Source organism: Mycobacterium sp. E735 (assembly GCF_001666955.1).
Classification (GTDB): Bacteria; Actinomycetota; Actinomycetes; order Mycobacteriales; family Mycobacteriaceae; genus Mycobacterium.
This window is the reverse complement of the sequence record NZ_LZIX01000003.1, coordinates 42057-65411: the sequence shown is the minus strand read 5'-3', so window position 1 is coordinate 65411 and position 23355 is coordinate 42057. Positions and strand designations below refer to the sequence as shown.

Genomic DNA, 23355 nt, shown 5'->3' with positions numbered 1-23355 from the left:
GCGGTGTAGGAACTTCAGATCTCACTGGCGAGTGCGACGGTGTGGAGCCCGGCGCGGTGTCCCGTCACGCCGGAACTCCGATGGCCTTCACCTCCATGTACTGATGCAAGCCGCTGATCCCCCCGCTCTCCCGGCCGAACCCGCTCAGCTTGTAACCGCCGAACGGCGCGTCGCCCGGCCCGATGCCGTTGACCGCGACCTGGCCCGTGCGCATCCGCCGGGCGACCGCGAGCGCCCGGTCCACGTCGGCGCCCCACACCGCACCGGAGAGCCCGTAGCACGAGTTGTTCGCGATCGCGACGGCGTCGTCGTCGTCGCGGTAGCGCAGCACCGAGAGCACGGGGCCGAACACTTCCTCCTGCGCGATCGTCGAATCCGGTTGCACGCCGGTGAGAATCGTCGGTTCGAAGTAGTAGCCGACGTCCAGTCCGACAGGGCGACCGCCGCCGGTGGCCAGCGTCGCGCCGTCGTGGACCGCGCCGTCGACGTGCGCCTGCACCCGGTCGCGTTGCGCCGCGCTGATCAGCGGCCCCATCTGTACCGCCGGGTCGGTGGGGTCACCTACCTTGACGTCGCGGGCCAGCGCGACGAGCCGATCGACGACTTCGTCGTGCAGCGAATCGGGAAGCAGCAGCCGGCTGTGCAGGATGCAGGCCTGCCCGGCATGCAACGAGCAGCAGTCGAACAGCATCTGCCGCAGCATGTCGTCGGTCACCTGCGTGTCGTCGAGGATGATGCTGGCCGACTTCCCGCCGCACTCCAGCAACAGCCTCTTCATGGCGTCGCCCGCCGACCGCATGACTTCGCAACCAACCGCGGAACTGCCGGTGAAGCTGATCATGTCGATGCGCGGATCCGTCGTGAGCAGCTTGGCGGCCTCGAGGCCCGACGGCGTGACGACATTGACCACACCGGGCGGGATGTCGGTCTCCTCGTCGATGATGCGCGCGAGCGCGAGCCCGGCCAGCGGCGTCAGCGGCGAGGGTTTGAGCACGACGGTGTTGCCCGCGGCCAGCGCGTTGTTCACCTTCATGACGTTGAGGCAGTGCGGGAAGTTCCACGGCGTGAGGATCGAGACGACACCGAGCGGCTCGTGGCGCAGCAACGTCGTTCCGGCGCCGATCCCGGTGACCGGCTCGTCGATCAGCTTGGTGGCGAGCTGGGCGGCATGCATGGACATGTAGCCGGCGCCGTCGATTTGCATCATCCGCTCGTTTGTGACGCAGCCCCATTCGACCTGGGACAGCGCGAAGATCTCGTCGGCGTGCTTGAGCAGGGCCTCACCCAGCTGGTTCAGGCAGCCGGCCCGCTCGTCGGGGCCCGTCCGGCCCCAGGGCCCGGTGTCGAAGGCCGCACGCGCGGCGCCGATCGCCGCGCCGACCTGGGTGACACTCGCGTCGGGGGCGGTGCCGATGGATTCTTCGGTGGCCGGGTTGATGTCGTCGTAGCGGCCGTCCTCCGGTTCGATCCATCTGCCGTCGATGTAGAGCTGATAGGTGTCGACAAGGGATCCCGGAGTTTGCAGCTTGGTCATGCGGTTCCTCACCCCAACGTCGGTCATCTAACCACTTGGTGTACACCCGCGGTGCCGTGCGGTCAATCATCGACCACGCGAATTGCACACCGTTTTCGCGCTTCGGCCCGGTGTTGACAGGGACGGGGCGCCAGGGTAAACACAAGGCCGCAAGACACATCACCCTAATGTGTCGGAATGGTTATTTCGGGAGGCCGCCGTGCGGACCGCTTTTCCACCGCGATTCCTTCCCTTCCCGACGCGCAATCCTTCCCAGGTGTCGCGGGAGCCGCGACGGGCGCCGGTCTACTTGGATGACGTCATCTGAACTTTCGTTCTCGTGGCCTTCGCGCCAAAGGAAAACTAGGAGGACAGCCACAAGTGACCGACTCAGACACCGTCAGCGCCAAGGTTAAGGCCCTGGTCGGTCAACCGACCGGCGGCACCGGAAAGCCCTCGCTGGCCCCAGATCCGGTCAACCAGCCGATGATCCGGCACTGGGCGTACGCGATGGCCGACATGAATCCCGTTTACCTCGACCCGGAGTTCGCCGAGAGATCGCGGTTCGGAGGCATCGTGTCGCCGCCGGTGATGCTGCAGACCTGGACCATGCCGTCACCGCTCCTGGAGGGCATCGGCGAGCGCGGTGGCGCTCCCGTCGAAATCAAAGGCAACCCAACGGCGTTCCTGGACGAGGCCGGTTACACCAGCACCGTGGCGACCAACTCGGAGTTCGAGATCGAGCGTTACCCGCGCCTGGGCGACATCATCAGCGCGACGACGGTGTACGAATCGGTCTCCGAGGAGAAGAAGACGGCGCTGGGCACCGGCTTCTTTTTGACCTGGCTGACGACCTACACCGACCAGAACGGAGAAGTTCTGGGACGGCAGCGATTCCGGGTGCTGCGATTCAGGCCGGAGCGCTGATGGCGACCCGACTTGCGCCGGCCATCACCAAGGACACCGAGTTCTTCTGGAACGGGTTGCGGGACAACAAGCTGCTGATCCAGCGCTGCGGCGGATGCGGACAGCTGCGCCACCCGCCCCGCCCGATGTGCCCCCACTGCCGTTCCCTGGACTGGGACACCGTCGAGTCGTCGGGGCGCGGCGCCGTCTACAGCTACGTGATGCCGCACGAACCGAAGTTCCCGTTCTTCGAATATCCCTACGTCGTCGTGCTGGTGGAACTCGAAGAGGGCGTGCGGCTGGTATCCAACCTGACCGGCATCGACCCGGCCGACGTGAGAACGGGGATGCCGGTCGAGGTGTGTTACCAAAGTTTCGACGGTCCTGGCTCTGAAGACTTGGTGCTGCACCAGTTCCGGCCGGTTGGGTAGGCGGGGCATGGACTTCACCTTCACCGAAGAGCCTGAGACCGAATCCTGGGCCGCGGAGGCCGGCGCGCGCGTCGCCGCGACCGCCCGGCAAGTCCACGGCGGCATCGGCGCGACGTATTCGGAAGGACTTTCATGACGACCACCGCGAGCCGCACCACCACCCTGCGCTGGGCGGACATCTCCATCGGCGACGAGGTCACCCCGCTCGAAGTCCCGATCACCACAACGATGATCGTCGCCGGGGCGATCGCGACCCGCGACTTCATGCCCGTGCACCACGACCGCGACTACGCCAACAAGCAGGGTTCGCCCAACCTGTTCATGAACATCCTGACCACCAACGGCTACTGCGTCCGGTTCCTCACCGACTGGGCCGGACCCGAAGCGATGGTCAAGAAGCTGTCGATACGCCTTGGCGTGCCGTGCTTTCCGGACGACCCGCTACGCTTCACCGGCAGCGTCACCGGGAAGACCGAGGGCACCGGTGGTGAGAACTTCGTCGAGGTGACGTTCAAGGGTTCGAACAGCCTGGGTGACCACGTCTCGGGCACCGCGGTCCTCAGCCTGCTCGACGAGGCGGGCGCATGAGCGGCTCGCTGCCGGGCGCCGCCGCCATCGTCGGGATCGGCCAGACCGAATTCTCCAAGGAGTCCGGCCGCAGCGAACTACAATTGGCTTGCGAGGCGGTGAGCGCCGCACTCGACGACGCCGGACTGGCACCCAGCGACGTCGACGGCATGGTCACCTTCACCATGGATTCCAGCGATGAGATCGAGATCGCGCGCAACGTCGGCATCGGTGACCTGAGCTTCTTCTCCCGCGTGCACCACGGCGGCGGGGCCGCGGCCGGTACCGTCGTGCACGCCGCGATGGCCGTCGCGACGGGCGTCGCCGACGTGGTGGTGTGCTGGCGCGCCTTCAACGAACGCTCCGGCATGCGGTTCGGCGGCAGCGGGCGCACCGACCTCGGAACCCCTTTGTTCATGGCGCATTACGCGCCCTTTGGCTTGCTCACCCCCGCCGCGTGGGTCGCGATGCACGCCCAGCGTTACATGTCGACCTACGGCGTCACGAACGAGGACTTCGGCCGCATCGCGGTCGTGGACCGCACACACGCGGCCCGCAATCCCGACGCCTGGTTCTACCAGCGCCCGATCACACTGGAAGACCACCAGAATTCGCGTTGGATCGTCGAACCCGTGCTGCGGCTGCTGGATTGCTGCCAGGAGAGCGACGGCGGGGTCGCGCTCGTGGTCACCAGCGCCGAACGCGCGCGCGACCTCCGGCAGCCGCCGGCCATCATCACCGCGGCCGCCCAGGGGGCGGCCGCCAACGGCGAGATGATGACCAGTTACTACCGCGACGACATCACCGGCCTGCCCGAAATGGGTGTGGTCGCCCAGCGGCTGTGGCGCGACTCGGGCCTCAAGCCGCAGGACATCCAAACCGCCTTCATCTACGACCATTTCACGCCGTTCGTGTTCACCCAGCTGGAGGAACTCGGATTCTGCGGGCGCGGCGAGGCGAAGGACTTCGCCACCGTCGAGCGGCTCTCGCTGGGCGGAGAGTTCCCGATCAACACCAACGGCGGACTGCTCGGCGAGGCCTACATCCACGGCATGAACGGCATCACCGAGGGGGTGCGCCAGGTGCGCGGCACGTCCTACAACCAGGTCGACAACGTCGAGCACGTCCTGGTCACGTCGGGCACCGGGGTGCCCACCAGCGGTTTGATCCTCGCGCCCTCGGATTAGAGGATGTCGTGATGACGGAAGCGGCACAGGCCATCGAAACCCGCGAGCTGATCGTGGAATCCGCGTACGCCTGTTTCGGCAAACAGGGACTGCAGAAGGCGACGATAGTAGACATCGCCAGGACGGCAGGCGTTTCCCGCAGCACCATCTACGAGTACTTCAGCGACAAGGCCGCGATCATCGAGGCGTGCGCCGAACACGCCTCCGAGCGGTTCTATCGGGAGATGTCAAAGGCCATGGACCGGGGCGGTTCACTCGAGGAAAAGCTCAGCCAGGCAGCGGTTTTCGTAACCCAGGCGCGGCGGTCCATCGCGTCCGAGAAGTACTTCGACGAGGACGCGGTCAGCCTGTTGCTGACCAAGGACGCGGCCGTGCTGCTGCGTGAGTGCGTCGACTTCTTCGCGCCCTACCTGTCGGCCGCGCGGCTCACCGGCGAGGTGCGCAAGGACCTCGACGTCGAGGCCGCCGCGGAATGGTTTGCGCGCATCCTGTTCTCGCTCTTCAGCACGCCGTCCTCGATGCGCGACATGGACGATCCCGAGGTGGCGGCCGAGTTCGTGCGCGCGCACGTGGTGCGTGGCTTCGCGGGCGACCGGCCGCGGCCGCGGCGCAGCTAGCGGCTCCCCAGCTTTGAGCTGTGCGTCCGGGGCGGTGACTGTCGGCGTGTCGCCACCCTGGCGACATCAACGACGCTGTTGCGGCCACACGGTTTCCGCGGCATGAACCGGTCGCCCGTGGCCGGGCAAGAGATGCGCAACCGGCAACTCTTCCAGCCGCTTTCGCGTGGCGGCGGCGCTGGCCGCGTCGACGATTTCCGGCGTGTGCCAAACCTTGCCGCGCACGGTCAGCACGGCGTCGCCCGAGAGCAGCGTGCGCGTCGTCGGGTTCCACAGCGCGATGCTGTCGTCGGTGTGACCGCCCGCGTTGATGACGGTCCACTCTGGCGCGCCGGGCAGCGACTGGCCGTCGGTCAGCCCGCCGCGGGGCGACGCCCCCGTCCAGCGCATGCCGGCCGGCGTGCCGTACCCCGCCAGCCGAGCGCCGCCCAGAAACCCGCTGAAGCCGACGCGATCGAGTGGCTGATCGATCAGGGTGGGCCAGATGCTCGCGGCCCGGCCGAGAGTCGGCGTGCGCGGCTTCGCCCCGTCGAGGTAGGTAAGCGTGCGGGCGGGCAACCAGATGGGGGCTGGATAGCGGGCGGCCAGTTCGGCCGCGCCGGCGACGTGGTCGCTGTGTCCATGCGTCGCCACCACCGCGTGCACCGTGCCGCCGAGCCGATTCAGCATCCCCGCCAGATCGCTGGCGACCCGGGGCAATCCGGCGTCGACCACCACCGCGCCGTCGCCGCCGCGCAGGACGTAGCAGTTGAAGACCCAGCGCGAGACCCGGGTGATACCGAGATCGGGCATCTCCTCGATGACCAGGCTCATGGCCGAAAGGCTACGCCCGTTGGTGCGCTGTGGGCTTTGACCGTGCGGTCAGGGCGTGACCGTCGGCGTGTCGTCGCCGAGCCGGCACGCTCGAAGCCCTCGACGCACACTCAATGCCCGCGCTGCGCCAGAGCCCGCAGAAAGAACGTCAGGTTGGCGGGCCGCTCGGCCAGCCGGCGCATGAAGTAGCCGTACCACTGGGTGCCGAACGGCACGTACACGCGGACCTGGTTTCCCGCTTCCGAAAGCCGGCGCTGCTCGAGATCACGTATGCCGTACAGCATCTGATGCTCGAAGTCGGCTGCGGAGCGGCCCGCTTCGCGCGCCAGCGCGGGCACCGCCTCGATGATGGCCGGGTCGTGGCTGGCCACCATCGGGTAGCCCGAGCCGGTCATCAGCACCCGCAGGCAGCGCAGGTAGGCCTCGGTGACGGCGGCGGGGTCGCGATGGGCGACCGCCGCCGGTTCGTCGTAGGCGCCCTTGCACAACCGAATTCGGGCTCCCGTCGCCGCAAATTCGGCACAGTCGGCGAGGGTGCGCCGCAGGTAGGCCTGCAAAGCCAGGCCCAGCCAGGGAAAGTCGAGCCGCAGATCGCGCACGATCGACAGCGTCGAATCCGTCGTGGTGTGGTCTTCGGCGTCCACCGTGACCCACACGCCGGCCCGCCGCGCCGCCTCGCAAATCGCGTGGGCGTTCTCCCGGGCGACCTTCTCACCGTCGCGCCCCAGCGCCTGCCCCAGCGCCGACAACTTCAGCGACACCTCGAGCGGCCGAACGGGTCCGCCGTCGTGTAACCGGGCCAGGTGGTCGATCAGATCGAGGTAGACCCGCACCGCCGCGTCGGCGTCGGCGGCGTCGGTGACGTCCTCACCCAGATAGTCGATGCTGACCAAGCGGCCCGAAGCGCGCAGCGCCGCAACGCTGTCCAGCGCGCTCCCGATCGTCTCGCCAGGCACGAAGCGATGCACCACGCGGCGGGTCACCGGCAGCCCTTCGGCGGCGCGCCGCAATCCCGATCGCCGGCTGGCGGCCATGATCGCCGGCCGCAGCGTGCTGGCGAACAGCCCCGGCATCAGTCGGCCGCCATGTGCGGATACGTGTGCTGGGTCGCCGGGACGAACGTCTCCTTGAGGGTGCGGGCCGAGGTCCACCGCAGCAGGTTCAGCACCGACCCGGCCTTGTCGTTGGTGCCCGAACCGCGCGAGCCGCCGAACGGCTGGCGCCCGACGACCGCGCCCGTGGGCTTGTCGTTGACGTAGAAGTTTCCGGCGGCGAAGCGCAGGCGCTCCTGCGCGGTCAGCACGGCGTCGCGGTCGTCGGCGATGACCGCACCGGTCAGCGCGTACCGCGAACCGGTGTCGATGACATCGAGGATTCGTTCGTAGTCGTCGTCGGGGTACACGTGCAGCGACAGCAGCGGACCGAAGTACTCGGTGGCGAACGACTCGTCGGTGGGGTCGTCGGAGAGCAGCACCGTGGGGCGCACGAAGTAACCGACGCTGTCGTCGTATTCGCCGCCCACCGCGATGGTGACGTGGGCGGCGCTCTTCGCCCGCTCGATGGCGTCGACGTTCTTGGTGAACGCCCGCCGGTCGATCAGTGCACCGCCGTAGTTGGTCAGGTCGGTGATGTCGCCGTAGCGCAGCGCGGCCGACTCGCCCAGGAATTCGTCGCCCATCCGCCGCCAGACCGAATGCGGGACGAACGCCCGCGACGCCGCCGAGCATTTCTGCCCCTGGTAGTCGAACGCACCGCGAATCAGCGCGGTGCGCAACACATCCGGCTGCGCCGAGGGGTGCGCCACCACGAAATCCTTGCCGCCGGTCTCGCCCACCAGTCGCGGATAACTGTGGTAGCGGCCGATGTTGGTGCCCACTTGCTGCCACAGGTGCTGGAAGGTGGCCGTCGAACCGGTGAAGTGGATGCCGGCCAGCCGCGGGTCGGCCAGCGCGACCTCGGAGACGGCGAAGCCGTCACCGGCGACGAGGTTGATCACGCCGGGCGGCAACCCGGCCGCCTCGAGCAGCTGCATGGTCAGATAGGCCGACAGCGTCTGGGTGATCGACGGCTTCCACACCACCGTGTTGCCCATCAGCGCCGGCGCGGTCGGCAGGTTGCCGGCGATCGAGGTGAAATTGAACGGCGTGATGGCATAGACGAAGCCGTCCAGCGGGCGATAGTCGCTGCGGTTCCATTCCCCGGGTCCGCTGATCGGCTGCTGCGCCAGGATCTGGCGCGCGAAGGCCACGTTGAAGCGCCAGAAGTCGATCTGCTCGCAGGGCGAGTCGATTTCGGCCTGGTAGGCGGATTTTGACTGGCCGAGCATCGTCGCCGCGGCGATCTTCTCCCGCCACGGCCCGGCCAGCAGATCGGCGGCCCGCAAGAACACGGCCGCGCGCTCGTCGAAAGGCATTGCCGCCCAAGTGTGCTTGGCGGCGGTGGCGGCGTCGATCGCCGCTACCGCCTCGGCGTGGCCGGCGTTCGTCAGGGTGCCCAACCTGGCGGAATGACGATGTGGCGCAACGACGTCGACGCGGTCACCGTCGCCCATCCGGTGTCTGCCGCCGATGACGTGCGGGAGGTCGATGGGCTGGTCGGCGAGCGCGGCCAATTCGCCGCGCAACCGGCCGCGTTCGGGCGAGTTCGGCGCATAGTCATGGACCGGCTCGTTGGCCGGCAACGGCACCTCGGTGATCGCGTCCATGTGGCCAGGATCCTCGCCGTGCCGACTCCCCGAGTTAGCTGATCGGACAAGATAGTGCCGTTGCGGTAGTACGATCGGACAATGGCAGGTGTGGGTCTGGGGCAGCTGCTGCTGGCGCTGGACGCGACCCTGGTCAGCCTGGTGGAGGCGCCGCGGGGCTTGGACCTTGCGGTCGGCTCGGCGGCGCTGATCGACAGCGACGACGTGCGGCTGGGGTTGGCGGCGGCCGCGGGCTCGGCCGACGTGTTCTTCCTGCTGGGGGTCGCCGACGACGAGGCGCTGCGGTGGATCGCCAAGCAGGCGCGCGAGCGCGTGCCGGCGGCGATCTTCGCGAAGGAGCCGTCGACCGCGTTGGTGGGCGCGGCGGTCGGGGCGGGGGCGGCGGTGGTGGCCGTCGAGCCGCGGGCGCGCTGGGAGCGGCTCTATCAGTTGGTCAATCACGTGCTGGCGCACCACGGCGACCGCGCGGACGCGGCGGAGGACTCGGGCACCGACCTGTTCGGCTTGGCGCAGTCGCTGGCCGACCGCATCCACGGCATGGTCAGCATCGAGAATGCCCAGTCGCACGTGTTGGCGTATTCGGCCTCCAACGACGAAGCCGACGAGCTGCGCCGGCTGTCCATCCTGGGCAGGGCGGGGCCGCCCGAGCATCTCGAATGGATCGGCCAGTGGGGCATTTTCGACGCGCTGCGAGCCGGCGACGGGGTGGTCCGAGTGGCCGAGCGCCCGGAGTTGGGTCTGCGCCCCCGGCTTGCCGTCGGGATCTACCAACCCGACGCGCGGCGGCCGCCGGAGTTCGCCGGCACCATCTGGGTGCAGCAGGGCAGCCAACCCCTGGCCGACGACGCCGAGGAGATCTTGCGGGGCGCGGCGGTGCTGGCCGCGCGCATCATGGCGCGGTTGGCCGCCCGGCCGTCCACCCACGCGCGGCGGGTGCACCAGCTGTTGGGCCTGGTCGACGGCGAACCCGACGTGGATGCGGTCGCCCGCGAACTCGGCCTCGCCGCCGACGACACCGCGGCGCTGATCGGCTGGGACGCCGGGGACGACATACCGCGGCAGGTCCGGCTCGCCGACGTGATGGCGCTGAGCGCCAGCGCTTTTCGCCGGGACGCCCAGGTGGCCTCTCGCGGGTCGCGCATCTACGTCCTGCTGCCCCAGACGCAGGCCCGCGCCGTGTCCTCGTGGGTGCGCGGCACCGTCGCGGCAATGCGCACGGAGCTCGGGGTGCAGCTGCGGGCCGCCATCGCCGCACCGGTCGCCGGCCTCGCCGGAATCGCCGGCGCGCGCGCCGAGCTGGACCGCGTGCTGGACAGCGCTGCGCGCCATCCCATTTCGATTCCGCAGGTGACGTCGCTGGCCGAGGCGCGCACCACCGTCCTGCTCGACGAGATCGTCACCCTGATCGGTCGCGAGCGGCGCCTGACCGACCCGCGGATCGTCGGCCTGCGGGCCGACGATCCCGTCCTGGCCGAGACGCTGCGCGTGTATCTGGACGGTTTCGGCGATATCGCGTCCGCCGCGCGGAAGTTGCGGGTGCACCCCAACACGGTTCGCTATCGCATCCGGCGTATCGAGAAGTTGTTGGACACATCGCTGGCCGATCCCGAGGCGCGGCTGCTGTTTTCGCTGGCACTGCGAGTAGCCGAAGGCGGCTGACGCGGTTTCGCCGAGGACTTTGCCGGGGTTTGCCAACCTGCGGTCGCGACCCATGCGACAATGTCACCCGTAAGGTGATGACGATGCAGGAAGCCGGTGCGAATCCGGCGCGGTCCCGCCACTGTCATCGGGGAGCGACCCTCAAGAGCCACGGCTGAAAAGCTGGAAGGCGAGGCGAGCGGCGATCCGAGAGCCAGGACACTCGCGTCATCGCGTCCTGCGACCCGGGGCGGTGCACCCCGAGAGAGCTGTCACTCACCATGTCCCGTCTCCAGGCATGGGTGGCCGTCGACGCCACCACCGATTCGGCGCCCCGGCGCCACGCTCACACCCGACCCGCCCGCATGATCTGCGCGGCAACGGCTTTGACCACTCCCCAAGGCGGCGGCCGATGACCGCCCCGATCTGGATGGCCTCCCCTCCCGAGGTGCACTCCGCGCTACTCAGCGGCGGACCCGGGCCGGGCCCGCTGCTGGCCGCCGCGGCGACCTGGAGCTCGCTGAGCGCCGAGTACGGCCAGGCCGCCGCCGAGCTGACCGCGCTACTGGGCGCGGTGCAGGCCGGGGCTTGGGACGGGCCGACCGCGGATGCCTACCTGGCCGCGCACACGCCGTATCTCGCGTGGCTGGCGCGCGCCGGCGCCGACGGCGCGGCCATGGCCGCCCAGCACCAAGCGGTGGCCGCCGCCTATTGCGCGGCGCTGGCCGCCATGCCGAGCCTGCCCGAGCTGGCCGCCAACCACGCCACCCACGCCGTGCTGGTGGCGACGAATTTCTTCGGCCTGAACACCGTCCCGATCGCGCTCAATGAGGCCGACTACGCCCGGATGTGGACACAGGCCGCCACCGTGATGAGCGCCTACGAGGGCACCGCCGCCGCTGCGGTAGCCGCCGCCCCGGAAACGACGCCGGCCCCCCAAGTCATGGCCGCCAACACGCCGGCGGCCGCTTCCTCCGTGTCGCCGCTGCCACCCGACCGGCAGAACGAGGTGCTCGACTGGCTGGAGCGGATCGGCTTCATCGACTTCTACAACAGGTTCATCCAGCCGTTCATCGATCTGCTGATGAACAACCCGTTCTTCAAAACGCTGTTCTCGGGGTTCGACCCGTGGCTGCCCGTCCTCGGCAATCCGCTGAGCTTCCTCAACCCGTTCAACATCGCGTTCGCCCTCGGCTATCCGATGGATTTCGGCTCGTACTTCGCCTATCTGGCGCAGACCTTCTCGTTCATCGCGGCCGACCTTGCCGCGGCGTTCGCTTCGGGCAATCCCGCGACCATCGCCTGGACCTTGTTGTTCACCGCCATCGAAGCCATCGGCACGATCATCACCGACACCATCGCGTTGATCAAGACGCTGCTCGAGCAGATGATCGTGCTGATCCCGGTCATCGTGCCGCTGCTGACCGCGTCGGTGATTCCGTTGGTGGTTCCCGCCCTGGCCGGTGGTCTCGCCGGCCTGACGGGTTTGGCTGGGCTGCATGCCATCCCGGTGCCTCCGGTCCTGCCCGCCCCGTCGTTCGTCCCGGCGGCGCTGGCACCGACCCCGCCGCCCGCGCCCAGCCCGGCTCCGGCGCTTGCGGCCGCGCCGGCCCCGGCGCCCGCCGCGGCACCCGCGCCGCCCACGCCCGGCCCCCCGCCACCGACGCCGTCGGCGCCGCCCGGGACGACGATGCCGGCCCTGGCGTACCTGGTCGGCCAGTTGACGGCCGATGCCCGTGGTTCGGTGAGCGCCAGGGCGCGCGCGAAGCGGGCGGCCCGGTCGGGTCTCGTCGAGGTCCCCGCGGCGGCCGAGGCCCCGAACCAGGTTTCGCAGGCGCGGCGCCGCCGGGCGGAGGTCACGCAACTCGGCCGCCGATACGAGTACCTGGACGCGGAACCGTCGTCGAGCGCCTCGGATCGGGGCGCGGAAACCCTGGGCTTCACCGGAACCGCGCCCGCCAAGGGGGCCGGCATGCCGGCAGGACTGACCGCGCTGCGCGACGATGCCTTCGACGGCGCCGCGCGCACACCGATGTTGCCGCACACCTGGGACCACGGCCCGGATGCACCTTGAACGAGGCTGGGCCACAACGGTATTCGTTGGCGCGGGACGGCCCGGCGCAGTCGGGCGCACGCGGCGGCCCGCGGCCGGGACCGTAGCGCCGGCGGGCGGAACCGGGGCCTGGCGCGACCTTCGTCCGCAAGCGGAAGAAGAGCGGTAGCCTAACCCGCATGCAGAACGCGTCGGTGGTCTCCCTGCTGCGTGAACGCGCGGGTCTGCAGCCCGACGAAATCGCGTTCCGCTATACCGACTACGAGCACGATTGGGCGGGCGTCACCGAGACGTTGACGTGGGCGCAGCTGTACCAGCGGACCCTGAACGTCGCGCACGAGGTCAAGCGGCACGGCGCCGTCGGGGACCGGGCCGTGATCCTGGCTCCGCAGGGCCTGCCCTATATCGTGGCCTTCCTGGGCGCCATGCAGGCCGGGCTGATCGCGGTGCCGCTGCCCGTCCCGGCGGTGGGCTCACACGACGAACGCGTGAGCGCCGTCCTGGCCGACACCACACCCACCGTCGTGCTCACCACGTCGGCGGTCGCCGGCACCATCACCGAGTACCTCGGGCAGCCGGGCCCGACGACCACCCCGGCGGTCGTCGAGGTCGATGCGCTCGATTTGGACGACCCCTCCGCGCCGGGCATCCGGCTCAACGGCGCCCCCGACACGGCCTACCTGCAGTACACGTCCGGCTCGACGCGACTGCCGGCCGGCGTCATGATCTCGCACCGCAACCTGCGCGTGAACTTCCAGCAGCTGATGGCCGCCTATTTCGCCGAGTTCAACGGCGTCCCGCCACGCGAAACGGCCGCCGTCTCCTGGCTGCCCTTCTACCACGACATGGGGTTGGTGCTCGGCGTCATCGCGCCGATCATGGGCGGTTATCGCGGTGACCTGACAAGCCCGGTCGCCTTCCTCCAACGACCGGCACGGTGGATCCATGCGATGTCGATCGGCACCCCGGTGATGTCGGCGGCGCCGAACTTCGCCTTCGAGCTGGCCGTCCGCAAGACGAAGGACGTAGACCTGGACGGCGTCGACCTGGGCAACGTCCTGGGCGTCGTCAGCGGCGCCGAACGCATCCACCCCGCCACGCTGGACCGGTTCGCTAAACGCTTCGCGCCGTACAACTTTGACGACCGCGCGATGCGCCCGTCCTACGGATTGGCCGAGGCCACGGTGTACGTCACCAGCCGCACCACCCGCGGGGCCCCGCGGGTGGTGCACTTCGAATCAGAGAAGTTGTCCGAGGGGTCCGCGGAACGCTGCCCGGCGGAGAGTGGCTCGCCGCTGCTGAGCTACGGCATGCCGACATCGCCGGCGGTGCGGATCGTCGACCCCGACGCCCGCCGGGAATGCCCGCCGGGAAAGGTCGGCGAGATCTGGGTCCATGGCGAAAACGTTGCCGGCGGCTACTGGCAGAAGCCCGAGGAGACCGCACGCACCTTCGTCGGCGTCCTGGTCGACCCGTCGCCGGGCACGCCGGAAGGACCGTGGCTGCGCACCGGCGACCTCGGGTTCGTCTCCGAGGGCGAGATGTTCATCGTGGGCCGGACCAAAGATCTCCTGATCGTCTACGGGCGCAACCACTATCCCGAGGACATCGAGTCGACGGTGCAGGGGATCACCGGGGGCCGCGTCGCGGCGATCTCGGTGCCGGTGGACGAGACCGAGAAGCTGGTGACCATCATCGAGATGAAGAAGCGCGGCGACTCCGACGAGGAGGTGTCGCGCCGGTTCGCCGTCGTCAAAAACGATGTCACCGCGGCGATTTCGAATTCGCACGGTCTCAATGTCGCCGATCTCGTGCTGGTGTCGCCCGGGTCGATTCCCACCACGACGAGCGGCAAGATCCGGCGCGCGGCCTGCGTCGAGCAGTACCGCCGTCAGGAGTTCACCCGACTGGACGCCTGAGCGCCGCGCCTACGGCTGCGATTCGGCGAGGAAGCGGTCCACCACGTCGGGGCCCGTGGAGTGCAGGGCGATGGACAGCTCCAGCAGCCGGTCCTTGACCTTCTTGGGCAGCAACTCGATGGACTTCGTGGTGGCGGAGTCGTACTTTGACCCCGGAAAGCGTTGCAGCACAACGTCCTTCTGCTCTTCGGTGGTATAAATCTCCAAGAGCTTCATCCCCGCGAAGGCTTCCTTCGCCGAGTCGGCCATCCCGGCTTTCGCCAGCGCCTCGAGCCGCTCCTCGTTGATCCAGACGTTGACCTTGATCTTCTTGACGTCGCCGCTCATGATCGGGCCCCCTCCAGCGGGTTCAGCGTGAACACGGGCAGCCGGTCCGCCAGGTACTCCTCGGTGACGAACGGCGAGCCCTGGCCGTACTTGGCGGCCGCCTCGAGAACCACCTCGAACACCTCGTGCCGCATCACCTGCTGGGTGGGCTTCACCTCGTCGGTCAGGATGCTTCTGATCAGGCTTCCGCTGAAACTCTGCGCCTTGGAGTCGTGCCCGCACAGCGCCGAATTGGTCACTTCCCGGCATTCGGGGCAATACCAGTTCTCGCGCAGGAACACCGGTTTGATGCCCAGCTCCGAACGGTGTTCCTGAAGGAGGTTCTGCGAGTCGTACGGGTGGTAGAACTCGCCGACGCCGGCGTGGTCGCGGCCGAACATGTGGTGCGTGCACCCGAGGTTGGTGCGCAGGATCGCGTGGAAGATGGCCTCCCGCGGACCCGCGTATCGCATGTCCCACAGCGTGAAGGTCACCTTGTGGACGTCCTCCCGGAAATACCCGCTCTTCCTGAGCTCGTCCTGCGTGAGCAGGATCGCCTCGTCGATGTAGTCGCCCACCCGTTTCTGCCCGATGATCGCGTTGACCAGCACGCCCGTGCTCAGGTCGTCGACCGGCTGGTCTTCGTTGGCGGCCAACCACGCCTGCTTCATCAGCGCCTCGTGTCCGGTGTGCGGGACGTTGCGGGTCTGATGCGCGACGACGTGGGTCCAGTTCTTTTCCGCGAGCGCGTCCTGGTGCTGCCTGGGCGTGAGCCAGAAGCTCTTGAAGGGCTCGTTGAACACCGGCTCGTTGATGAGCGTGACGTCGCCGGCGACGAACCGGTTCGCGTACGCCAGCGTCTTCTTCACTCCCGGATGCCGGGGATCCGTTGTGCCGTAAGTCTTCTCAGCCAGTCGCTGCAGGTCGTACTCGTAGATCTCGGTGACGTCCAGGATCGCGATGGGAGCGTCTGAGTACTCCAGCACGACGCTGGCGCCCTCTTGGACGCCCAGCGTGTCGATGTCGTCGGAGGACAGGTCGAACACGATCGGGATGCTCCACAGCGTCCCGTCCGGCAAGGCCAACTTGTCCAGCGTGGTGTCGACCTCCTGCCGGCCCATGAACCCGGTCAGCGGCGTGAAGAACCCGTAGGACAGGCTGATGACCTCGTGCGCCGTCGCCTTCGAGATGGGCACCCGCGCCAGGCCCTGGATCCGGCCGGCCGCGTTTTCGGTGGCCACCCGCTCCACGATCGGCTTGCCGTTGTGACCCGTATAGCTCATTCGATGCCTCTCGCTTCGCAGTGCAACACTTTCCTGGCAACGTCTTCGGTGCCCGTGCCGATTCCTAAACCCCGCCCGTCGGCTCCTGGCTGCGCGCGAGGGCGGGGATGACGCCGACCTTCTCGAGGTGCGCAATCACCTCCTCGGCCAGCGTGTCCGCGTCCTTCGCGCCGCCCTCGAGTCGCAGTTCCGGTTCCACCGGAGCCTCGTACGGGTCGTCGATGCCGGTGAACCCCTTGATCTCGCCGGCCCGGGCCTTCTTGTACAGCCCCTTGGGGTCGCGCTTTTCGCAGATCTCGATGGGGGTGTCGACGAAGATCTCCTGGAAGTCGCCCTCGAGCAGCGTTTCGCGCACCGCATCGCGGTCCCGCCGGTAGGGACTGATGAAGGCCGTCAGCGCGATGACGCCGGCCTCGCAGAACAACTTCGAGACCGCGCCGATGCGCCGGATGTTCTCCTCGCGGTCTTCGGCGGAGAAGCCCAGGCCGAACCTCTTGGCGAACGCCACGCCGTGGCGCGGCTCCAGGGTGTCGGGCCCGGCGTTGAGCCCGTAGCGGACGTTGTCCCCGTCGAGGAGATAGCTCCGGATGCCCCGCTCGTACAGCCTCTGCTCGACGGTGTTGGCCACCGTGCTCTTCCCGCTGCCGCTGAGCCCGGTGAACCAGAGGACGCAGCCTCGGTGCCCGTTGAGCTTCTCCCGGCTGTCGCGACTGATGTGGTGTTCGTGCCAGGTGATGTTGTTCGACATTTTCGGCTCCTCGACACCGATCCCGTGCAAGTCCTCCCACGACCTTCACCAGATCGCTCACCAATCAAACCGGGTTGTGGCCGGTCGGTTACTTAAGATGGCCAATTTACAGGAGATTTCCGTCTTCCCGCCACCGTGCCGCGGCGGCCGCGCCCGCCGCATTCGACCAGCTCCGGGCGTCGCGGGGTCGAGCGCCGCCGCGCCGGGCGGGCGGGGCGCGCCGCCTGGCCCCGGCGCCGACGGTTACGAGCACGGTGAGCCGAAGTTCCCGGCCGCGCTTCCGGTCAGGACGGCGAAGCCGCGGTTTCCGCGGCGGCCAACTCGTCGCACAGGTGCTCGGCCAGATCGCGAACCGTGGTGATCTTGGTGGGGCTGATGCGGATCCCGGTTTCGGTCTCGATGCGCGTTCGCAGCTCCAGGTTTCCCAGCGAATCCAGTCCGTAGTCGGAGAGTGGACGATCGGGATCGATTGTGCGGCGCAGCAACAGACTGATCTGGCCGGACACCAGCCGGCGGATGGCGGTCGGCCATTCCTCGCGGGGCAGCGCCTTGAGTTCGGCCAGGAATTTGCCGGTGTCGGGGTTGCCGGATCCCATCGACTGGAAAGCTTCGGCGAACCGGCTGCGTTGCGCGAACGAGGTCAACCAGGGCGTTCCCATGATCGGCGCGTAGCCGGTGTAGGCGCGGTCGTAGCGCAGCAGGGATTCGAAGGCGTGGTAACCCTCCGCCGGCTTGATCGCGATGCCGGCGTCTTCCGCGAGCGCCGTGGCGCGGCCGACCTCCGACCATGCGCCCCAGGCGATCGCGCTGCCCGGCAACCCCTGGCTGCGCCGCCAATGGGCGAAGGCGTCCAGCCAGCTGTTGGCCGCGGCATAGGCGCCCTGGCCCGGCGATCCGACCAGCGCGGCGGCCGAGGAGAACGAACAGAACCAGTCCAGCGGCTGGTCCGCCGTCGCGTGATGCAAGTTCCAGGCTCCGTAAACCTTTGGCGCCCAGCATCGGTCGATGAGTTCGTCGGTCACGTTGGCCAGCGTGGCGTCCTGGACCACCGCGGCCGCGTGCAGCACGCCGCGCACCGGCAGTCCGGTCTCGGTCGCGGACGCCACCAGCCGCTCGGCCGTGCCCGGCTCGGCGATGTCGCCACACTCCACCGCGATGTCGGCCCCGTCGGCGCGGAGACGCTCGATGTCTTGGCGGGCTTGCTCGTTGGGCGCCGAGCGGGAATTCAGCACGATCCGTGCGGCGCCGCGCGCCGCCATCTGACCCGCCAGGAACAAGCCCAGCCCGCCGATGCCGCCGGTGACGATGTAGGCGCCGTCGGTGCGGAACGGTCGCACGTTTTCCGGCGGGACGGCGGCCACACTGCGTCCCGTGCGCGGCACGTCGAGCACCACCTTGCCGGTGTGGCCGGCGCCCGCCACCAGGCGGACCGCGGCGGCCGCGTCGTGGATCGGGAAGTGCGTGGTCCGCGGCAACGGCAGCCCGCCGTCGGCCGTGCGGCGGTACACGGTGGTCAGCAGGCGTCGGACGGTGCCGGGATGGCTGAACGTCAGCAACGCCAGGTCGACCGCGAACAGCGACAGGTTGCGGCGGAACGGGAACAGCCCGAGGTGGGTGTCGCGGTAGATGTCACGCTTGCCCAGCTCGACGAATCGGCCGCCGAACGCCAGCAACTCGACTCCCGCACGCTGCGCGGCGCCGGACAGCGAGTTGAGCACCACGTCGACGCCGTATCCGCCGGTGTCACGGCGGATCTCGTCGGCGAACGCCGTGCTGCGCGAGTCGTAGACGTGCTCGATTCCCATGTCGCGCAACAATTGCCGGCGCTGGGGGCTGCCCGCGGTCGCGAAGATTTCGCAGCCCGCGGCCCGGGCGATCGCGATGGCCGCCTGTCCCACGCCCCCGGTGCCGGAGTGGATCAGCACCTTGTCGGTCGGCGCGATGCGGGCCAGGTCATGCAGGCCGTACCAGGCGGTCGCCGAGGCGGTGGCCACGGCGGCGGCGTCTTCGGAAGCGAGGTCGGGCGGCAGGGTGACCGCGTGCCTGGCGTCGGCGATGACGAAGGTGCCCCAGCAGCCGTTGCGGGACATGCCGCCGACGCGGTCGCCCACCCGATGCTCGGTGACGTCGGGGCCGACGGCGGTGACCACGCCGGCGAAGTCCCCGCCCAATTGCTGTTGGTAGCCCTCGAAGGTGGGATAGCGGCCGAAGGCCACCAGCACGTCGGCGAAGTTGATGGTGGACGCGGCGATCGCGACCTCGATCTCCCCCGGCCCGGGCGGGACGCGGTCGAACGCGGTGAACTCCAGCGATTCGAGGTCACCGGGGGTGCGGATCTGCAGGCGCATGCCGTCCCGCTCGTGATCGACGACCGCGGTCTGCCGTTCGGCCGGGCGCAGCGGACCGGGCCGCAGCCGCGCGGTGTACCACTCCCCCTGGCGCCAGGCGGTCTCGTCTTCTCCCGAGCCGCTCTTGAGTTGCGCCGCAACGTGTTCCGGCCCGGTCGTCGCGTCGACGTCGATTTGGGTGGCGCTCAGGTGCGGGTGCTCGGAGTCGATCACCCGCAGCAGTCCACGCAGCCCGGCCTGTTCCAGGTTGGCCACATCGCCGGCGGCCACGCTGGCGGCGTTCCTGGTGACCACGAAGAGCCGGGGCGACTCGCCGGGCAGCTCGGAGAGCTCACGCGCGACGGCCACCAGGTGCGACACGTAGTCGCGGGCGCGCCGCGCCTGGTCGGGGCCGCCGCCCGGTGGCGCGGTCACCACGACGACACCCGTCGGGCCCTTGAGCGGGCCGTGCCCGTTCGAGGCGGCCGGGCCGTTGCCGGACAGCAGCGCGCGCAGCCCGGCGGTTTCCACCGGCCCGACCGGCAACGAGAGCGTGGTGCAGTGGGCGCCATCGGAATCGAGCGCCTCGCCCAGCTGGGTCGCGAGCGGATCCGTCGCCTCGCACGCGGTGAGCAGCAGCCACGATCCCGGCTCGGCCCGCGCGGCGTCCGGGAGTTCCCGCGGCTCCCATTCGATGGCCAACAACCGCTCGTTGAGCAGCCGCTCGGCTCGTTCGCGTTCGGAGACCCCACCGGCCAGCCGCAGCCCCTCGACGGTCAGGAGCACTGCGCCGGACTGGTCCAGCACATCGATGTCCGCCTCGCACTCGCCGGGGCCCGACGACGTCACCCGGGCCAGGCAGTATTGCGCATTGCGCGCCGGGGCATGGCTGCGCAGCCGGCGCACACCGACCGGCAGCAGCAGGCCACCCGCGCCGGCCTGCTGGACCACCGGGTGGACGACCACCGACTGAAAGCATGCGTCCAGCAGGGCCGGGTGGATCACGTAGCCCGACTGCTGCGAGCGGATGGCTCCGGGCAGCGCCACCTCGGCGAGCACCGTGGGTGTGTCCACGTCGCCGAGGAGCGCGGCGGCCAGGCCCGAGAAGGCGGGACCGTATTGAATCCCGATGGCGTCGAACGCCTTTCGCAACTCGGCGCCGTCCATGCCGGACGGATGATTGGCGATCAGCGTGGCCATGTCGTGGGCGGGCGGCTGCTGCGGCCCGTCCTCGTCCGCCCCTTCCTGCGCGCGCAGGACCGCGCGCGCCCGGCGCACGCGTTCGCCGTCCTCGTGGGTGTCCACGGTGAACTCGAGAACGCCGGGCGCGGTGACCGTCGCCGCCGACGACGCCCGCGTCCCGCCGTCCAGCAGCAGGGTCTGCTCGAACGTGATGTCGGTGACCTCGGACCGTTCGCCGAGGACCGCCCGCGCGGCGGTCAGCGCCATCTCGCAGTACGCGGCGCCGGGAAGCGCTGCCACGTGGTGGATTTGGTGATCGCCGAGCCACGGGTGCGCCTCGGTGCCGACATCGCCCTGCCAGACGTGTCGCTCCGGTTCCTCGTACAGGTGCACGTGCGCACCGAGTAGCGGATGGACGGCCTGGACCGAGGCGCCGTGCGCCTGCTCCTTCGCCTCGCGGCTGAGCATGAGCCTGCGATGGGTCCACGTCGGGATGGGCGCGTCCACCAGGCGGCCGCTCGGGTATTGGACCGAGAAGTCGACCACGGCGCCGGCGCTGTGCACGTCGGCGACGAACGCCCGCAACCCGGCCGGCAGCTCTTGTTCGCGGCGCACGGCCGCCAGCGCCGCGATGGGCATGTCCAGGCTGGCGGCATTCTGCTCGACGGCGTGCGTGAGCAGGGGGTGCGGCGAGAGTTCGCCGAACACCCGGAAACCGTCCTTGAGGGCGGCCTGCACGGCCGCCGCGAATCGCACTGTGTACCTTAGATTTTCGCCCCAGTAGTCGGCGGTGAACGACGGCCGTTCGCGGGGGTTCCACAGCGTCGCCGAGTAGTAGGGAACCTCCGGCTCCCTGGGCTCGAGGCCGGCGAGGGCCTCGACCAGTTCGTCGAGGATCGGCTCGACCTGGGGCGAGTGCGAGGCCACGTCCACCGCCACCTCGCGCGCCACCACGTCCTGCTCCTGCCAGACCGCGACCAGGTCCCGGATCGACTGCGTGTCGCCGCCGACGACCGTCGACGTGGGCGACGCGACCACCGAGAGGACCACGTCGGAGATCCCGCGAATGGACAGTTCCGACAACACCTGTTGGCCCGGCAGTTCCACCGACGCCATGGCGCCACTCCCGGCGAGCCGCGCCATCAGCCTCGAGCGCCGGCAGATGACGCGCACGCCGTCTTGCAGCGACAGGCCACCGGCGACGACCGCCGCGGCGGATTCACCGAGCGAATGGCCGATGACCGCGCCGGGACGGGCCCCGTAGGACTTCATCGTCTCGGCCAGCGCGACCTGCATCGCGAAGATCGTCGGCTGCACCCGATCGATGCCGGTCACCACCTCGGGCGCCGACATGGCCTCGGTCACCGAGAACCCCGATTCCGCGGCGATCAGCGGTTCCATCGCCGCGATCGTCGCGGCGAACACCGGTTCGGAGGCCAGCAGCCCGGCGCCCATCTGCGACCACTGCGAGCCTTGGCCGGAGAACACCCAGACCGGTCCCCGGTCGTCCTGCCCCACGGCGGGTAGATGCGGGATGTCGCCGCCGGCGACCTCGCGCAGGGCCGCGCTCAGCTGACCGAGGTCGCCGGCGGACACCACCGTGCGCACCGGCCGGTGTGCGCGGCGGCGCGCGAGTGTGTAGCCGACGTCCGACAGGCCGGCGGTGCCGGCACCGCCGGCGTCGATCCAATCCGCCAGCCGGGCGGCCGTGACGCGCAATTGTTCGGCGGACGTCGCCGACACCGGGAACAACAACGCCCCGTTGGCATTCGGGGCGGCCGGCGGCGCTTGTTCCGGCGGCGCCTCCTCCAAGACGGCATGCACGTTGGTGCCGGACATCCCGTATGACGACACCGCGGCGCGGCGCGGGCGCCGGTCGCCGGGCCACGGCGTGTTGGCCTGCGGCACGAACAGTTCCGTCTTGATCGCGGCCATCCCGTCGGGCAGCCGGGTGAAGTGGAGGTTCTGCGGCACCGTGCCGTGCTGTAGCGCGAGGATGGCCTTCATCAGCCCCAGCGGTCCGGAGGTCGACTGCAGGTGGCCGAAATTGGTTTTGACCGAGCCCAGCGCGCAGGGCCCGCCGGTCCCGTACACGGCGGCCAGGCTCGCGTATTCGATCGGATCCCCGACCGGGGTGCCGGTCCCATGCGCCTCGACGAAGCCGACCGTGGCGGCGTCGACGCCGGCGGTCTCCAGGGCCTTGCGGTAGACGGCCACCTGGGCGGTTTCCGACGGCGCCGCGATGTTGACGGTGCGGCCGTCCTGGTTGGCCGCCGTGCCGCGCAGGACGGCCAGGATGCGGTCGGAGTCGCGTTGCGCGTCGTCGAGCCGCTTGAGCAGCAGCACGACGCAGCCCTCACCGGAGACGAAGCCGTCCGCGTTGACGTCGAAGGCGTGGCAGCGGCCGGTCGGCGACAGCATGCCCTGCAGCGACCCCGAGACGGACTTGCGCGGTTCGAGGGTCACGGCGACACCGCCGGCCAGGGCCAAATCGCTCTCGCCGCTGTTGAGGCTGCCGCAGGCCTGGTGCACGGCCATCAACCCCGACGAGCACGCGGTGTCAACGGTGACGGCCGGGCCGTGCAGCCCCAGCGTGTAGGCGACCCGCCCGGACGCGAAGCTGTTGCTGGTGCCGGTGAAGCCGTACGGGCCCTCGGCGGCGCCGCAGTCGGCGGAGAGCAGTTCGTAGTCGCCGTGCGTCAGCCCGACGAAGACGCCGGTCTGCGAGTGGGACAACCGCGCGGGATCGAGGCCCGCGTGCTCGATGGCGTCCCAGGACGTCTCCAGCAGCAAACGGTGTTGGGGGTCGATCGCGGTGGCTTCGCGCTCGGTCATGCCGAAGAAATCGCAGTCGAAGCCGCCGACGTCGTCCAGGAAGGCCCCCCACCGCGTCACCGACCGGCCGGGCACGCCGGGTTCGGGGTCGTAGTACAGGTCCGCGTCCCACCGGTCGGCGGGTATCTCGCCGACGAAATCGGCGCCGCGCAGCAACGCCTCCCACAGCCGTTGCGGGGAATCGATTCCACCGGGAAGCCGGCAGGCCATACCGATGACAGCAACGGGTGTGGCGGTTGCGGCACGCAATGTGCAGTCCTCTGTTCTCCCCCAACGGCGTTGGCCAGTCGCGCGGGTGTCAGCTTACCGACCTGAACTCCGTCAGC

At 69.4% G+C, this 23355-nt stretch carries 17 protein-coding genes and 1 riboswitch; of the genes, 9 read left to right on the top strand and 8 right to left on the bottom strand.

Translation table 11 applies throughout. The features are described from left to right. Positions 1-64 precede the first annotated feature (64 nt). Entirely contained in the window at positions 65-1534 is a 1470-nt protein-coding gene (locus A5704_RS00750) for an aldehyde dehydrogenase family protein (protein WP_067886940.1), read from the bottom strand. A 360-nt stretch (positions 1535-1894) separates the two neighbouring features. Here A5704_RS00750 and A5704_RS00745 point away from each other — a divergent pair, with 360 nt between their 5' ends. From A5704_RS00745 to A5704_RS00725, 6 genes are read left to right on the top strand one after another with little or no spacing between them, the layout of a single operon-like run. Next, positions 1895-2440 (top strand): MaoC family dehydratase N-terminal domain-containing protein, encoded by a 546-nt coding sequence (locus A5704_RS00745; protein WP_067785458.1) that lies wholly within the window; start codon positions 1895-1897, stop codon positions 2438-2440. Beyond that, entirely contained in the window at positions 2440-2850 is a 411-nt protein-coding gene (locus tag A5704_RS00740; RefSeq protein WP_067886882.1) for a Zn-ribbon domain-containing OB-fold protein, read from the top strand. The genes A5704_RS00745 and A5704_RS00740 overlap by 1 nt, the downstream gene beginning before the upstream one ends. A 7-nt stretch (positions 2851-2857) precedes the next feature. Further along, a complete protein-coding gene (locus tag A5704_RS29520) occupies positions 2858-2986 on the top strand; it encodes a hypothetical protein (protein ID WP_255396400.1) in 129 nt (42 codons plus the stop codon). After that, positions 2983-3438 carry a MaoC family dehydratase gene (locus A5704_RS00735; protein WP_067886879.1) on the top strand — a complete coding sequence of 152 codons (456 nt, stop codon included), beginning with the start codon at positions 2983-2985 and terminating at the stop codon, positions 3436-3438. The genes A5704_RS29520 and A5704_RS00735 overlap by 4 nt, the downstream gene beginning before the upstream one ends. Further along, positions 3435-4604, top strand: coding sequence for a lipid-transfer protein (locus A5704_RS00730; protein WP_067886876.1), 1170 nt, complete (start codon positions 3435-3437; stop codon positions 4602-4604). Before A5704_RS00735 ends, A5704_RS00730 begins: the two co-directional genes overlap by 4 nt. 11 nt (positions 4605-4615) lie before the next feature. Further along, on the top strand, positions 4616-5221 hold the full coding sequence (locus A5704_RS00725; RefSeq protein ID WP_369828409.1) for a TetR/AcrR family transcriptional regulator: 606 nt from the start codon (positions 4616-4618) through the stop codon (positions 5219-5221). Between the two features lie 66 nt (positions 5222-5287). Here the strand turns inward: A5704_RS00725 and A5704_RS00720 are convergent, their stop codons facing one another. The 3 genes from A5704_RS00720 to pruA all read right to left on the bottom strand — a co-directional run bounded on the left by A5704_RS00720 (position 5288) and on the right by pruA (position 8738). Next, complete coding sequence (locus tag A5704_RS00720) at positions 5288-6034, bottom strand: MBL fold metallo-hydrolase (RefSeq protein ID WP_067886870.1); 747 nt, start codon at positions 6032-6034, stop codon at positions 5288-5290. Between the two features lie 110 nt (positions 6035-6144). After that, the gene (locus A5704_RS00715) at positions 6145-7107 is read right to left on the bottom strand and encodes a proline dehydrogenase family protein (protein ID WP_067886867.1); all 963 of its coding nucleotides are present in this window, start codon (positions 7105-7107) and stop codon (positions 6145-6147) included. Next, the gene (gene pruA, locus A5704_RS00710; protein ID WP_067886864.1) at positions 7107-8738 is read right to left on the bottom strand and encodes an L-glutamate gamma-semialdehyde dehydrogenase; all 1632 of its coding nucleotides are present in this window, start codon (positions 8736-8738) and stop codon (positions 7107-7109) included. The genes A5704_RS00715 and pruA overlap by 1 nt, the downstream gene beginning before the upstream one ends. A gap of 81 nt (positions 8739-8819) precedes the next feature. Here pruA and A5704_RS00705 point away from each other — a divergent pair, with 81 nt between their 5' ends. From A5704_RS00705 to fadD21, 3 genes are all read left to right on the top strand, one after another. Then, the gene (locus A5704_RS00705) at positions 8820-10397 is read left to right on the top strand and encodes a CdaR family transcriptional regulator (protein ID WP_067886861.1); all 1578 of its coding nucleotides are present in this window, start codon (positions 8820-8822) and stop codon (positions 10395-10397) included. 41 nt (positions 10398-10438) lie between these two features. After that, positions 10439-10621, top strand: a riboswitch (cobalamin riboswitch). A gap of 167 nt (positions 10622-10788) precedes the next feature. Further along, a complete protein-coding gene (locus A5704_RS00700; RefSeq protein ID WP_067886856.1) occupies positions 10789-12450 on the top strand; it encodes a PPE family protein in 1662 nt (553 codons plus the stop codon). A 158-nt stretch (positions 12451-12608) separates the two neighbouring features. Next, complete coding sequence (gene fadD21, locus A5704_RS00695; protein ID WP_067886853.1) at positions 12609-14348, top strand: fatty-acid--AMP ligase FAAL21/FadD21; 1740 nt, start codon at positions 12609-12611, stop codon at positions 14346-14348. 9 nt (positions 14349-14357) lie between these two features. Here the strand turns inward: fadD21 and A5704_RS00690 are convergent, their stop codons facing one another. From A5704_RS00690 to pks2, 4 genes are all read right to left on the bottom strand, one after another. Continuing rightward, positions 14358-14675 (bottom strand): hypothetical protein, encoded by a 318-nt coding sequence (locus A5704_RS00690; RefSeq protein WP_067755762.1) that lies wholly within the window; start codon positions 14673-14675, stop codon positions 14358-14360. Then, entirely contained in the window at positions 14672-15937 is a 1266-nt protein-coding gene (sat, locus tag A5704_RS00685) for a sulfate adenylyltransferase (protein WP_067886850.1), read from the bottom strand. Before sat ends, A5704_RS00690 begins: the two co-directional genes overlap by 4 nt. A gap of 64 nt (positions 15938-16001) precedes the next feature. Continuing rightward, a complete protein-coding gene (gene cysC / locus A5704_RS00680; protein WP_067780184.1) occupies positions 16002-16685 on the bottom strand; it encodes an adenylyl-sulfate kinase in 684 nt (227 codons plus the stop codon). Positions 16686-16969: 284 nt separating this feature from the next. Next, complete coding sequence (gene pks2 / locus A5704_RS00675; protein WP_067886846.1) at positions 16970-23278, bottom strand: type I polyketide synthase; 6309 nt, start codon at positions 23276-23278, stop codon at positions 16970-16972. Positions 23279-23355 lie beyond the last annotated feature (77 nt).

Excerpts from the sequence above, each read along its gene's own strand:
- A5704_RS00750 (WP_067886940.1), bottom strand. The coding sequence starts at position 1,534 with ATGACCAAGCTGCAAACTCCGGGATCCCTTGTCGACACCTATCAGCTC.
- A5704_RS00740 (WP_067886882.1), top strand. The coding sequence starts at position 2,440 with ATGGCGACCCGACTTGCGCCGGCCATCACCAAGGACACCGAGTTCTTC.
- A5704_RS29520 (WP_255396400.1), top strand. The coding sequence starts at position 2,858 with ATGGACTTCACCTTCACCGAAGAGCCTGAGACCGAATCCTGGGCCGCG.
- A5704_RS00735 (WP_067886879.1), top strand. The coding sequence starts at position 2,983 with ATGACGACCACCGCGAGCCGCACCACCACCCTGCGCTGGGCGGACATC.
- A5704_RS00730 (WP_067886876.1), top strand. The coding sequence starts at position 3,435 with ATGAGCGGCTCGCTGCCGGGCGCCGCCGCCATCGTCGGGATCGGCCAG.
- A5704_RS00725 (WP_369828409.1), top strand. The coding sequence starts at position 4,616 with ATGACGGAAGCGGCACAGGCCATCGAAACCCGCGAGCTGATCGTGGAA.
- A5704_RS00720 (WP_067886870.1), bottom strand. The coding sequence starts at position 6,034 with ATGAGCCTGGTCATCGAGGAGATGCCCGATCTCGGTATCACCCGGGTC.
- A5704_RS00715 (WP_067886867.1), bottom strand. The coding sequence starts at position 7,107 with ATGCCGGGGCTGTTCGCCAGCACGCTGCGGCCGGCGATCATGGCCGCC.
- pruA (WP_067886864.1), bottom strand. The coding sequence starts at position 8,738 with ATGGACGCGATCACCGAGGTGCCGTTGCCGGCCAACGAGCCGGTCCAT.
- A5704_RS00705 (WP_067886861.1), top strand. The coding sequence starts at position 8,820 with ATGGCAGGTGTGGGTCTGGGGCAGCTGCTGCTGGCGCTGGACGCGACC.
- A5704_RS00700 (WP_067886856.1), top strand. The coding sequence starts at position 10,789 with ATGACCGCCCCGATCTGGATGGCCTCCCCTCCCGAGGTGCACTCCGCG.
- fadD21 (WP_067886853.1), top strand. The coding sequence starts at position 12,609 with ATGCAGAACGCGTCGGTGGTCTCCCTGCTGCGTGAACGCGCGGGTCTG.
- A5704_RS00690 (WP_067755762.1), bottom strand. The coding sequence starts at position 14,675 with ATGAGCGGCGACGTCAAGAAGATCAAGGTCAACGTCTGGATCAACGAG.
- sat (WP_067886850.1), bottom strand. The coding sequence starts at position 15,937 with ATGAGCTATACGGGTCACAACGGCAAGCCGATCGTGGAGCGGGTGGCC.
- cysC (WP_067780184.1), bottom strand. The coding sequence starts at position 16,685 with ATGTCGAACAACATCACCTGGCACGAACACCACATCAGTCGCGACAGC.